Source organism: Paenibacillus sp. BK033, from assembly GCF_004345425.1.
In the GTDB taxonomy this organism is placed as follows: domain Bacteria; phylum Bacillota; class Bacilli; order Paenibacillales; family Paenibacillaceae; genus Pristimantibacillus.
The window spans coordinates 288,619-302,010 of the sequence record NZ_SLVP01000001.1; the positions used below are offsets into that span (position 1 = coordinate 288,619).

General features: G+C 52.2%; 8 protein-coding genes. All 8 read left to right on the forward strand.

Annotated features, from left to right (window positions below; all coding sequences use genetic code 11):
• Positions 1 to 73 precede the first annotated feature (73 nt).
• The 8 genes from EV294_RS01280 to EV294_RS01315 all read left to right on the forward strand — a co-directional run bounded on the left by EV294_RS01280 (position 74) and on the right by EV294_RS01315 (position 13,357).
• Entirely contained in the window at positions 74 to 436 is a 363-nt protein-coding gene (locus tag EV294_RS01280) for an arsenate reductase family protein (protein ID WP_132303222.1), read from the forward strand.
• 4 nt (positions 437 to 440) lie between these two features.
• Positions 441 to 1,634 (forward strand): aminotransferase class I/II-fold pyridoxal phosphate-dependent enzyme, encoded by a 1,194-nt coding sequence (locus EV294_RS01285; protein ID WP_132303223.1) that lies wholly within the window; start codon positions 441 to 443, stop codon positions 1,632 to 1,634.
• A gap of 620 nt (positions 1,635 to 2,254) precedes the next feature.
• Complete coding sequence (locus tag EV294_RS01290) at positions 2,255 to 3,112, forward strand: 5'-3' exonuclease (RefSeq protein ID WP_132303224.1); 858 nt, start codon at positions 2,255 to 2,257, stop codon at positions 3,110 to 3,112.
• A 357-nt stretch (positions 3,113 to 3,469) separates the two neighbouring features.
• Positions 3,470 to 11,149 carry an S-layer homology domain-containing protein gene (locus EV294_RS01295; protein ID WP_132303225.1) on the forward strand — a complete coding sequence of 2,560 codons (7,680 nt, stop codon included), beginning with the start codon at positions 3,470 to 3,472 and terminating at the stop codon, positions 11,147 to 11,149.
• A 148-nt stretch (positions 11,150 to 11,297) separates the two neighbouring features.
• Entirely contained in the window at positions 11,298 to 11,783 is a 486-nt protein-coding gene (locus tag EV294_RS01300; protein WP_132303226.1) for a GNAT family N-acetyltransferase, read from the forward strand.
• Entirely contained in the window at positions 11,776 to 12,294 is a 519-nt protein-coding gene (locus EV294_RS01305; RefSeq protein ID WP_132303227.1) for a phage tail protein, read from the forward strand. The genes EV294_RS01300 and EV294_RS01305 overlap by 8 nt, the downstream gene beginning before the upstream one ends.
• A gap of 21 nt (positions 12,295 to 12,315) precedes the next feature.
• Complete coding sequence (locus EV294_RS01310) at positions 12,316 to 12,813, forward strand: phage tail protein (RefSeq protein ID WP_132303228.1); 498 nt, start codon at positions 12,316 to 12,318, stop codon at positions 12,811 to 12,813.
• A gap of 19 nt (positions 12,814 to 12,832) precedes the next feature.
• Positions 12,833 to 13,357 (forward strand): phage tail protein, encoded by a 525-nt coding sequence (locus EV294_RS01315; RefSeq protein WP_132303229.1) that lies wholly within the window; start codon positions 12,833 to 12,835, stop codon positions 13,355 to 13,357.
• Positions 13,358 to 13,392 lie beyond the last annotated feature (35 nt).

Consider the following 13,392-nt stretch of genomic DNA (forward strand, 5'->3'; position numbering starts at 1 on the left):
GAAAAAACCGTGTTATAGCCGGTTGGAGACCGGCATGGGCGGTGCTTTGAACGAAATAGGAGGATTTGCACAGATGAGCAAGCTGACGATTTATCAATATCCGAAATGCGGTACATGCCGACAGGCCGTCAAGTCATTGCAGGCGAAGGGCAATGAGCTGGAGCTGAAGCATATCGTGGATGAGACGCCAACTCCCGACGAACTGAAAGTGCTGCTGCAGAACAGCGGATTGGAACTGAAGAAATTTTTTAACACTTCAGGCGAAGTGTACAAGGCGCTTGGGCTGAAGGACAAGCTCGGCAGCATGAGCGAACAGGAGCAGCTTGAGCTGTTGGCCTCCCACGGCATGCTGATCAAACGTCCGATTGTAACAGACGGCAATAAAGTAACGGTTGGGTACAAGGAAGAACAATACGAGCAAGTATGGAACGGGTGACGGGATGAGGAAATCATGGCGTTCTGAACGGTTGTCGCAGCTGGGCTCGTCGATTTTTGCCGAGGTCGCGGAGTGGAAAGCGGAAGCAGCCGGCAAAGGCCGGGACATTATTAACCTTGGCATCGGCAGTCCCGATAAGCCTCCGACGGAGGCTGTAAGAAAGGCATTAAGCGAAGCGGCGCTGCGCACGGATATTTATTCATATCCGGGTACGCATGGCAGTACAAGCTTCCGCCGGCAGGCAGCTGCCTGGATGGAGCACCGGTTCGGTGTGAAGCTGGATCCGGATCGCGAGCTGGTTTCCCTAATGGGCTCGCAGGACGGCTTGTCCCATTTGGCAATGTCGCTCTGCAATCCGGGCGATATGGTTATCGTGCCTAATCCCGGTTATCCGATTTATACCGCGGCGTTAGCATTGGCGGGAGTGGAGCCGTATTTGCTTCCGCTGAAGGAAGAGAATCATTTTCTTCCGGATCTCGACTCGGTACCGAAAGAAGTATGGGAACGCGCAAAATTTATTTTGCTGAACTATCCGGGTAATCCTGTATCCGCCACTACGGATCTTGCCTTCTTCGAACGATTGCTCGCTAAAGCCAAGTCGCACGGCGTACTGGTCGTTCACGATGCGGCATACTCCGAAATGGCGTTCGATGGACATGAGCCCCCAAGTGTATTGGCAGTTCCGGGTGCATTGGACGGGGCGGTAGAATTCCATTCCTTGTCCAAAAGCTTTAATATGGCGGGCTGCCGCATCGGCTTCCTTGCCGGGAACCGCGAAGCGGTTGGAGCGCTGCGCGAGCTGAAAGAAAACATCGATTACGGCGTGTTTGGCGCTGTTCAGGAAGCGGGCGTCGCGGCGCTGCAGGAAGCAATGTCTGCTTCTGCGCCGCCTAAAGCCGGCGTATTATATGAACAGCGGCGGGATTCGTTTATCGCGGCTTTGGCCGTCGAAGGCTGGGCTGTAGAGAAGCCGAAAGCGACCATGTTTGTGTGGGCAAAACTGCCGGAGCGCAGCAACGGCACCACATGGACCTCCCGTGAGTTCGCGCGGAGCCTGCTGGATCAGACGGGCGTCGTTGTGATACCGGGCGAAGCGTTCGGCAGCGAGGGCGAAGGGTTTGTGCGGATTGCTTTGGTCGAAGACGAAGCAAGGCTGCGTGAGGCTGCACGGCGGATCGGGGAATTTATTCGTTGCTAGAAGCGCTCACTACGCAAATCAATACTCTTCCGATCCTGTTGTCCTCGAATTTCTTCATTTGGAATCCGCTTTAGCGGATGAAATTCGGAGGACAAAGGCGAATGCTGCGCTTCTCCAGAGTATTGATTCGCTTCGCTTCGTCCAAGCAATTTTATAGGGGCCGTTTTCATCACTCGGAATACGAGTAATGGATATGAATTAGTTTGTCATCAGTCGAGAAATGAGTGATGGTTAACGGGCCGCGGCCCGTACACGGTTTTGGATTCATCTTAATGCAAAATCAGCGGCATGAAGAGAGAGGCGGGCGAGGGAACTTCGCGAGTGAAGGTTCCGGGGGGAGGAGCGGGAAGCGGAGTAGGGGAATGTTCTTGAGAAGCGCAGCGTTCGCCTTTGTGTCCGGATTCGGACCCTAGTCCGATTGTTCAAGGAATCCGGACACAACAGCGATCGAAAGAACATTCCCTTACGCAGCGACCCCAGCGACCCCATCCCCACAGAATTCACCTGCGCAGTAACCACCAAGCGACTTCTCCATCCACAATGCCAGCTTTTGCATTACAAGGAACGCCAAAACTGCTGTACAATAGAATCATATTACGGTGTAGAGGATGGCCTTTCGAATGAACGAAAATAAAATTCTTGTCGTAGACGGAATGGCGCTGCTTTTCCGCGCCTATTTCGCCCAGCAATACAGTGCTAGACGTCTCGCAGACGGTACGCCTACCAATGCGATCTACGGTTTCATGCAATATCTGTTTGACGCGGTGAACCAGTTTCAGCCCACCCACGTGGCATGCTGCTGGGATATGGGAAGCAAAACGTTCCGCACCGAGATGTACTCGAATTACAAAGCGAACCGGCCTGAAGCTCCGGACGACTTAATCCCGCAGTTTTCGCTCGTGAAAGATATCGTAGCCGCACTTGGCATTCCGAATATCGGAATCGAGGGTTACGAAGCGGACGACTGTATCGGCACGGTATCGAAGCAGCTTAGCGAGATGGCGCATGTGTATATCCTGACTGGCGACCAGGATATGCTCCAATTGGTTGACGAGCGCATACATGTTGTCATCATGAAAAAAGGCAGAGGCAATTACGCGGTCTATGATCCAGGTTTTCTCAAAGAAGACAAAGGTATCCATCCATTCCAGGTTATCGAGATGAAGGGCCTGACCGGCGATACAAGCGATAACTACCCGGGTGTCAAAGGAATTGGCGAGAAAACGGCGCTGAAGCTGCTTCAGGAGTTTGAATCGATCGACGGCATTTTGAGCAATCTGGACTCTTTGTCCAAGAGCATTAAAGCAAAGATTGAAGCGGATCTGGATATGCTGCATTTGTCCCGGACGCTGGCGCGGATTAACATTGAAGTGCCGGTTGCATGCAGTCTGGAAGAATGCGTATGGAGTATACCGGCTGAAGCCGAGGTTGTATTTGAAAAATATCGTCTGGCCTCATTATTGAAATTAATCGGTTGATTTGAAAGGCAGCTGCGCTAAAGGCGCGGCTGCCTTTTTTTTTGCCAAAAAATACTAAGTTTTTGTTGCGGAAAAAGGAAACTGGAAACAAATGTCGAACTGGTAACTAAGACCTATATTGGCTAAAAACAAGCAACTTCTCATGTTAGCATTGCCCATTGGCGGTAACTGGGCGGCAGGGCGAACCGAGAGGGTTTTTGGCGCGCGAAGACCGGCGGATCTGCGAGCGTTAGAAGGGCAACAAACGGTACGGGGCAAGGGTCATCTGCGCAACCAAGAAAATACTTGCAAAGCAAGAATCACCACAAATAGCTCAGGATAGCCATTTGTGTGACAATTCTGTTTAGGAGGCGGATTATGAAAGGTGTTTTACGAAAAACAGGAATGGCGGTTATGTCGGTGCTGCTGGCATTAATCGTGTTCAGACTGCTGCCCGCGCAAACGGGCTATGCGGCAGCGCTGGCTCCCATTCCGGCAAGCGTGGATTATTTCCACGATAATTCCGGTTATTATTTTAACGGGGATGACACCGTAGGTCCGGGATATAGCTGGATTGGTACTTATTTCGATTCCGCGTATGGCAACTCTGTAACGGTTATGCAATTTGATCTGAAAGATATACCAGTCAACGATACCGTTTCGAGCGCGATATTAAAGCTGTTTGTGCCGTACGTAGACTACGACCACACAGACCCAACCCCGCTATTTGTAAATGTCTACGGGTCTAATGATGACGTTATTTCGGAATCATCGCAAAAAATTCCTACGCAAGATGTTACGATCGTTAATGGACAAACGGGGATTACGCAAGGCCAGTTTCTAAATATTGATCTAACCTCTTATATTAAAACCCAGGCTACGGGTGACAGAAAAGCAACCCTTGTGCTGACAAGCAAAGACACGCCTGGTAAAAGCAATCAGTTCGCCATCAATTCTAACAATGCGCCTTCCAACAAACCTGCTCTGGAAGTGACTACCGCAACAAACGCAAAAGTACTGTCGGTGGCGGCTCCGCCGAATGGAACATACACAGCCGGACAAAACCTGGACTTTACGGTGAACTTTGACCGAATCGTCAACGTAACGGGGTCGCCTTCCCTCTCTCTGACGATTGGTTCCACGGTTGTGCAGGCAACCTATGCATCAGGTACTGGCACTACCGCTCTTACCTTCCGCTACACGGTAACAAGCGGACAGCTTGATACCGATGGCGTATCATTAGGAAGCTCGATCAGCCTCAATGGCGGCACCATTAGAAATGGCAGTAATGAAGACAGTATTCTTACCCTCAATAATATTGGCTCTTTAACCAATGTAAAAGTAGACGCCGCAGCTCCAACGGTAGCCTCAGTAGCCGTACCGGCTACCGCGACTTACGGCAGCGGGCAAAGCCTCGCGTTTACGGTCAATTTTAATGAACCTGTATACGTAGCAGGCGGAACGCCTAGCCTTGGTCTTACGATCGGATCGACAAACGTACAAGCCAATTACTTAAGCGGTTCGGGAACAAGCTCGCTTGCATTCCGATACGATTTGCAAGACGGGCAATCGGATTCCGACGGAATTGCGGTAAATACTCTTGCCCTCAATGGGGCAACCATCAAAGATTTGGCAGGAAATGCTGCAGCTTTGACACTCAATAGCGTTGGCAGCACGGCAGGCGTGAGAGTAGATGCCATAGCTCCGACCGTCGGTTCAGTAGATGTGCCTGCTGCGGGTACCTATAAGACAGGCGATCCGCTTACCTTCACGGTCCATTACAACGAGAACGTAAACGTAGCGGGCAGCCCTTATTTACCGGTTATAATCGGCAGTTCTTCGGTACAAGCAAGCTACGTATCGGGAACGGGAACCCCAAACCTTTTATTCCGCTACACAATCCAAGCGGGCGATCTTGATACCGACGGAGTTCAGCCAGGGGCAAATCTGGCGTTGAACGGGGGAACCGTTCGGGATGCGGCAAACAATAACGCAAGCCTCTCGCTTTCCGGCATCGGAACCAACATCGTATTGGTAGATGCGGTCGCCCCGACAGTTAGCAGCGTAGTCGTGCCTGCGAATAAAACTTATCTGGAGGGGCAGGATCTTGATTTCACGGTTGCATTTGATGAAAGCGTGACCGTGACGGGATCACCCTATTTGCCCGTAACGATCGGCAGCAAGGCTGTTCAAGCAAGCTATGTATCGGGTTCCGGAACGCAAGATCTCCTGTTCCGCTATACGGTTCAGGCTGGAGACTATGATTCTGACGGAATTGCGGTTGCCTCCGGCTTGAGCTTGAATGGCGGCACGATAAAAGACACCGCTACGAATAATGCCAACCTAGCCTTGAATAATGTTGGAAGCACGACGGCGGTATTGGTAGACGCGACAGCTCCATCCGTTAGCAGCGTTGACGTGCCGGCGAGCCAGACCTACGGGCCGGAGGCTAATCTGGACTTTAGGGTTCATTTTAGCAAAAAGGTTGTTATCGCCGGCGGAACGCCTTCCTTTCCTTTAACGATTGGATCCTCCACGGTGCAGGCGCAATATGTTTCCGGAACGGGTACGGACACGATTGTATTCAGCTACGTCGTGCAAGCCGGCGACAATGACAATAACGGCATTGAAGCGGGCAGCGCTATTTCTTTGAATGGCAGTACGATTAAGGATGAATCGGGGAATCATGCCACTCTGGCCTTGGCCGGCGTCGGCAGCACTACAGCGGTCTTGGTTGATACGGCGGCACCGGCGGTTACGGGAGTCGAAGTACCTGCGGATAGCAGCTACCGGACAGGCTCCGCACTGGAGTTTACCGTTCATTATTCCGAGAATGTTACGGTAACCGGAGTTCCAGCCTTGCCAATCACCATCGGATCTTCAACGATCGAAGCCGCTTATGTATCCGGTACGGGGACAAACGCCCTTTTATTCCGGTATACGGTGCTTAGCGGACAGGAGGATTCGGATGGCCTCGAAGTTGGGGGCGTTCTGGCGCTGAATGGCGGATCGCTGAAGGATGCGGCTGGCAATGCGGCAGATTTGACCTTGAATGCTGTTGACGATACCAGCCAAGTATTGGTCGATGCCGTCGCTCCGTCCGTTGCAAGCATTGACGTGCCGGCGGCCGGTATTTATAAAGCAGGCAGCAGCTTAAGCCTTACGATCCACTATGACGAAAAAATTTCCGTAACCGGAACGCCTTACATCGCGTTAACGATCGGAAGCGCTACGGTCCATGCCGCTTATGCTTCCGGATCGGGAACAAAGGACATTACTTTTACTTATTCCGTTCAAACCGGGGATGAGGACACGGACGGTATTGAACTAGGTGCGGTAGCGTTAAATGGCGGAGCGCTAAACGATGCTGCTGGCAATGCGGCTAGCCTATCGCTTACTTCAGCGGGCAACACCAACGAAGTGCTGGTTGATACCCATGCACCATCTATCGCAAGCGCGGACGTGCCGGACAACGGCATTTACAAAGCAGGGGACAGACTTAAATTTACCGTTCATTATGATGAGAAGGTTACGGTAACCGGCGGAACGCCTTATCTGCCCGTAACGATTGGCTCGGCTGCGGTCCAAGCCGTTTATGTATCGGGTTCGGGCACAAGTTCTTTGCTGTTCGCTTACGACGTGCTGGCGGGAGATAACGACTCGGACGGCATTCAAGCCGGCAGCGCCATTCAATTAAACGGAGCAACGCTTCAAGATACGGCAGGTAATGCCGCTGTTCTGACATTGACAACAGGCAGCACCAGCGGAGTGCTGGTGGATACCGCGGCACCTTCCGTCACCGGCGTGCAAGTGCCTGGCAACGGTTATTACAGTGAGGGTTCGGCTTTAAACTTTACGGTTCACTACAATGAAAAAGTAACGGTTACGGGTACGCCGACCCTTCCAATTACAATTGGTTCTTCAACTGTTCAGGCGGCATACGTAACGGGAACGGGAACGGATTCTTTGGTTTTCACCTATACCGTGCTAGCGGGTCAGGTGGACTTGAACGGAATTTCCGTAGGCACCTCCCTCAACTTAAATAGCGGAACGATCGCCGACGCGGCAGGCAATGCGGCGGATCTGGCGCTCGCTTCCGTAGGCAGCACAAGCAACGTCCTCGTCGATGCGATTGCTCCAACAATCGAAGGCGTAGACCTTCCTGCGGACGATACTTACCTGGCAGGAGAACAGCTGAATTTCACGGTTCATTACGACGAGGCGGTAACGGTAACCGGAACGCCATCCATCTCGATTACGATTGGTGCGGCTACGGTACAAGCCCAATACGTGTCGGGTACGGGGACAAAAAATCTGCTGTTCCGCTACACCGTGCAAACCGGCGATAATGATGCGAACGGCATTGAGGTTGGAGCCCTCAGCCTGAACGGCGGAACGCTGAAGGACGCAACAGGCAACAACGCCGCAGCGGTTCTGAGCGGTCTTGGCAGCACGGCTGGAGTGAAGGTCGATGCGGTTGCGCCTGCGGCAACAAGCTTGGATGTTCCGGCTGACGGAACGTACAAAGCAGGCGAGACTTTGACTTTTACGGTTCATTACGATGAAGCCGTTCACGTAACCGGCGGAACTCCTTATTTGTCCGTCACCATTGGGACTATGCCAGTCCAAGCGTCCTACGTGTCGGGCACAGGCACCAATGCGTTGGTATTCCGCTACACGGTATCAGCAGGTCAAGAAGATACGAACGGCATTGAAGTAGGCAGTGCAGTGAATCTGAACGGAGCTTCCATTCAGGATGCGGCCGGCAATGCGGCCGGCCTTGCTCTTACTGGAGCAGGCAGCATTAGCACGGTACACGTCGATGCGATTGCGCCAACCGTTACTAGCGTAGCAGTTCCCGCAAACGGAACGTACAAAGAGGGAGACCAGCTGGACTTTACGGTTAACTTCAACGAAAACGTAACGGTCAGCGGCGGAACGCCGAATTTGACGATTACGCTTGGTTCGACAGCCGTCCATGCGACGTATGTATCGGGTACGGGAACGAACGTTTTGTTGTTCCGATACACGGTACAAGCCGGCGACATTGATGGAAACGGCATAGAAGCAGGAAATGCCATTTCCTTAAACGGAAGCACGCTAAAGGACGCGGCAGGCAATGCGGCGGATCTGGCGCTCGCTTCCGTAGGCAGCACAAGCAACGTCCTCGTCGATGCGATCGCTCCATCGATTGAAGGCGTAGACCTTCCTGCGGACGATACTTACCTGGCAGGAGAACAGCTGAATTTCACGGTTCATTACGACGAGGCGGTAACGGTAACCGGAACGCCATCCATCTCGATTACGATTGGTGCGGCTACGGTACAAGCCCAATACGTGTCGGGTACGGGGACAAAAGATCTGCTGTTCCGCTACACCGTGCAAACCGGCGATAATGATGCGAACGGCATTGAGGTTGGAGCCCTCAGCCTGAACCTCGGAACGCTGAAGGACGCAACAGGCAACAACGCGGCAGCGGTTCTGAGCGGTCTTGGCAGCACGGCCGGGGTGAAGGTCGATGCGGTTGCACCGAGCATTACGAAGGTGGAGGTTCCGGCAAACGGTTCTTACAAAGCGGGAGCAAATCTGCAGTTTACGGTTCATTTCAGCGAGAACGTCCATGTAACGGGCGGTACCCCGGAGCTCGATGTGAAGCTTGACGGTAAAACCGTTCAAGCCGCGTATGTATCGGGATCGGGTACGAACGCTCTTGTATTCCAATATGAAGTGCAAGCCGGAGATACGGATTCGGATGGCATTGAGCCTGCTGCGGCTATTTCCTTGAATGGCGCGGCAATGGCTGACCAAGCAGGCAATGCGGCTGTACCTACCCTTGCAAACGCAGGCGATACAAGCGCCGTACGGATCGACACAACCGTACCGGTTGTGGATCTGGTCAGCGTTCCTGCTGACGGAACGTATCATGCAGGGGCAAACCTTGATTTTATTGTTAAAGCAAGCGAACCGGTTATTCTTGATGTCACGGCAGGAAAACCATACCTTGAAGTACAGGTTGGAGCTGCTGTCGTCAAGGCGGAATACCTGGAAGCCGTATCGTCAAGCGAGCTCAAGTTCCGTTACACGGTACGTCTGGAGGATCAGGATTCGGATGGCATCGGCATCGATTCCGGAGCGCTGGCCTTAAACGGAGCGGTTATTTCGGATGCCGCAGGCAACGGCTTCAGCGCAACGCTTAACCATATCGGCGCTACGCAGAACATTAAGGTGAGCAACAACTTCTCGATTACGCCGAGCGAGACGGATTGGACGAATAAAGACGTAACGGTGACCGTCGCTACCGATCCGGACAACACCATAGAATACAAGCTGGGCAGCGGCGGGACATGGACGAGCTATACCGCTCCCGTAGTTGTTTCTCAGGAAGGACTGACTGCCTTTTATGCGAGAGTCACCGATCCTGAGAATCACATCGGCGAGGTCAAATCAGTCGAAGTGAAGATCGACAAGACAGCTCCGGTTATCGTGCTGAACGGCAATGATACGGTTATTGTATACAACGGCAGCACCTATACGGAGCAAGGGGCTAAAGTGCAGGATGCGAATCCGGCGGCTCCTCTGGCTACGGTGACCGGGACGGTGGATACCGCCGCTCTTGGCACTTACACGCTGCGCTATAACGCGATTGACCTTGCGGGCAATCAAGCGGCGGAAGTCATTCGTACGGTTAAAGTGGTCAACAAGCCTGTCAGCAACACGAACGTACGTCAAGTGACCGTTGAAGTTGGAGACCCGAATCATCCGCAGGTTGTCGTGCAAATTGATATTGTACGCGAGGTAATCGGCGGCAAGAAAGTGGACACCGTCATTATGAACGAGGACAAAATCAAACAAGCCGTAGAAAGCGCAGTCGGCGCCCACCAAGGAACGATAAGAATTATCGTGGACGACATTCCCGGAGATCCGGCAGACGAGGTCAAGGTGAAACTGACGGTCAACTCCATCAAGTATCTCCTCGACAGCTCGATTCAGGTGGAGATTCAAACGGAGAATGCAACGCTTCATTTATCCACCGAGGCATTAGGCGCGATGAAGGGCAGTCAGGAATTCTTCTTCGATATCATGCCAATGTGCAAGAAGGACGAGCAGAACGCGGTGAAGGACAGGACGGTTAACGCGGAAGCGATCCGCAAAATCGCGAACTCAGGCAAAGTGAGCGTTATCGGGATGCCGATGACGATTGAGACGAATTTGCCGAAAGTAGCGGTTCAGGTTACGTTTCCGCTGGATTCCAGCGTGATTCCAAGCGACCTGAGTCAAAGAAAGCTTTTCCTCGCCAGCCTTGGCGTATATATTGAACACTCGGATGGCGACAAGGTATTCCAGCGCGGCAAAATCGTCTATAACGACAAAGGTTATCCGGTTGGCATCCAAATCGAGGTAAACAAGTTCAGTACGTTTACGATTGTGTCGGCCGAAGGAGCAAGCGTGCATCATGATGCTTATATGACGGGCTATTCCGACGACACGTTCCGTCCGAATCAGTCGGTAACTAGAGCGGAAATGAGCACCATGCTGTATCGTCTTTTGTCCGGCACTCTTCCGGGCAAAGGCTCCGTTACCGCCTTTGCAGACGTGTCCAATAATTTCTGGGCTTCCGAAGCGATCCGGTGGGGTCAACAGGTTGGCATTCTGAACGGTTATCCGGATCACAGCTTCAAGCCTAACGCAACGATTACGCGCGCCGAAATGGCGGCTATTATAGCCAAATGGCTGCAGCTCGATCCCGGCGCCGCGAATCCGGCGTTCCGCGATGTGAAGGGGCATTGGGCGTCTGCCCACATTGCTGCGGCAGCAAAGCTTGGCTACATGACGGGCTATTCGGACGGCACGTTCCGTCCCGACCAGCCGTTAACCCGAGCCGAAGCGGTTGTCATCCTTAACCGGATTCTTGGACGCGGTCCGTTAACCGGCGTAACAACGCCTACTTGGAAGGATGTGCCGGCTTCCTTCTGGGCGTTTGGAGCGATTGAAGAAGCTTCAAGATCTCATGACGCGGCACGAGGTTCCGGCGGCAGCGAAACGTTTATACCAGAATAAATCAATTGGTTTTTGAGGCCTCTGCCTATTCCTGGCAGGGGCTTTTCTTAATATTTTTATACATTAATTGACAATATCCGTCTCTTAAATCTATAGTAGAATAGCACTACTTTTTTGCTATTTTTACTATTCGAAATGTGGGGGTGCGATGCTGGTATTCGAATCTGCTTGTCCTGAAGATGCCGTTTTTTTGTTTGAGGTTTATGCCGATACAAGGCGCGAAGAGATGGAAGCTTGGGGATGGCCGGCAGGAGACGCGGAAGCTTTTTTGCGTATGCAGTTCGAGCTTCAGACAAGGTCTTATGCGTTGCAGTTCCCGGAGGCCGTCACGCGGATCATCATTCATGACGGGAATAGAATTGGAAGGATCATTGCGTCCAGGAGCAACTCTATTCACCTCATTGATATCTCCTTGCTGGCCGGTTACCGTAATAAAGGAATAGGTACGGCGGTAATAACCGGTTTGCAGGAGGAAGCAGCGGCAGCAGGTCTACCGGTGAAGCTCAGCGTATTGGAGCACAATCTGGCAAAGCGGTTGTACGAAAGACTTGGCTTCAAGGCTATAGGGGAAGCATCTCCTTATATCTCTATGAGCTGGCAGCCGGATAAGAGAGAGGAGCAATTATATGAGTGAGCAATATTTAGGTGAAATTCGCATGTTTGGAGGCAATTTTGCTCCTGTCGGCTGGGCTTTGTGCAATGGCCAACTATTGTCCATCAGCGAAAACGAAGCTTTGTTTACCTTGATCGGTACAACTTACGGTGGAGACGGCGTATCTAACTTTGCGCTTCCGAATATGCAGGGGCGCTTGCCTGTACATACGGGACGCAGCAATACGACAGGCAGCATGTATTCGATGGGACAGAGTGCAGGCACCGAATCCGTCACATTAATTATGAATCAGCTTCCCGTTCATTCCCACGCAGCGAACAGTTCAACTTTATCGGGAACGAGCAACAGTCCGGAGAATGCTTTTTGGGCTGTCAGCGACAAAAATCTTTATTCCGACGCAGCCTCCGACGTTACTTTAAATGCTGCAGCTATTGGAGTAACCGGCGGGAGCCAGCCTCATGACAATATGATGCCTTATCTGGCCGTTTCGTTCATTATTGCGCTTGAGGGGATCTATCCGTCCCAATACTAAAGAGAAAAAGGAGGAAATATCATGGCAGAACCATTTCTTGGCGAAGTAAGACAATTTCCGTTCAACTTTGCTCCAAAAGGCTGGGCGCAATGTAACGGTCAGCTCCTGCCGATCCAGCAGAATCAGGCGCTGTTTTCTCTTCTTGGCACAACGTATGGCGGCGACGGCAGGACAACCTTTGCTCTTCCGAATCTGCAAGGGCGCGTTCCGGTTCATCCAGGTCAAACCGTCGTGTTAGGACAGACGGCCGGCGAGGAAGCTCATACGCTTACCATTAACGAGATGCCGCAGCATAATCATCAAGCTAAAGGCGGATCAGATGCTACGGGATCGGGGCTAGCCGGAAAAACCTGGGGGACTTCATCCAGCGTTTCGCCTTTTGCTCCGCAGCCCAATACGATTATGTCCCCGAATGCCATTGCGCAAGCTGGCGGGAGCCAGCCTCATAACAATATGCAGCCGTATCTGGTTGTCAATTTCTGTATCGCATTACAAGGGATTTATCCTCCGAGAGACTAGTAGAAAGGACTGAAAATAAATGGATCCATACATTGGCGAGATTCGGTTGTTTGCAGGTAACTTCGCACCGAAAGACTGGGCATTCTGCAATGGTCAAATTATGTCTATCGCTCAAAATACAGCTCTGTTCTCTTTGCTTGGCGTCACGTACGGAGGCGACGGCAAAACGACATTTGCTTTGCCGGATCTTCGCGGCCGCGCACCGATGCATTGGGGACAAGGACCGGGACTTTCGCTTCGAGATTTAGGCGAGATGAACGGTGAACCTAGCGTAACGCTGCTGCAAACCGAAATTCCCGCCCATACTCACCTGGCAAACGCTCAAGCCGCTTCTAACAAAACAGAGGCGCAAAATGATATTTGGGCAATGGCGGGCGCGCCTGGCCGGGGCGGAATCCAGTATTATTCCGATAAAACGGACGTTTCTCTTAATCCGATGGCGGTAGGAATTACAGGAGGCTCTCAGCCGCACAATAATATGCAGCCTTACCAGGCACTCAATTTTATTATCTCTTTGAGAGGCATTTTCCCTCCAAGATCCTAACGGCAAACAAAGCCCCGGCCATTGGCCAGGGCTTT

What these genes read in the sequence shown, in the direction of transcription:
- EV294_RS01280 (WP_132303222.1), top strand. Translation starts at nt 74, where the DNA reads ATGAGCAAGCTGACGATTTATCAATATCCGAAATGCGGTACATGCCGA.
- EV294_RS01285 (WP_132303223.1), top strand. Translation starts at nt 441, where the DNA reads ATGAGGAAATCATGGCGTTCTGAACGGTTGTCGCAGCTGGGCTCGTCG.
- EV294_RS01290 (WP_132303224.1), top strand. Translation starts at nt 2,255, where the DNA reads ATGAACGAAAATAAAATTCTTGTCGTAGACGGAATGGCGCTGCTTTTC.
- EV294_RS01295 (WP_132303225.1), top strand. Translation starts at nt 3,470, where the DNA reads ATGAAAGGTGTTTTACGAAAAACAGGAATGGCGGTTATGTCGGTGCTG.
- EV294_RS01300 (WP_132303226.1), top strand. Translation starts at nt 11,298, where the DNA reads ATGCTGGTATTCGAATCTGCTTGTCCTGAAGATGCCGTTTTTTTGTTT.
- EV294_RS01305 (WP_132303227.1), top strand. Translation starts at nt 11,776, where the DNA reads ATGAGTGAGCAATATTTAGGTGAAATTCGCATGTTTGGAGGCAATTTT.
- EV294_RS01310 (WP_132303228.1), top strand. Translation starts at nt 12,316, where the DNA reads ATGGCAGAACCATTTCTTGGCGAAGTAAGACAATTTCCGTTCAACTTT.
- EV294_RS01315 (WP_132303229.1), top strand. Translation starts at nt 12,833, where the DNA reads ATGGATCCATACATTGGCGAGATTCGGTTGTTTGCAGGTAACTTCGCA.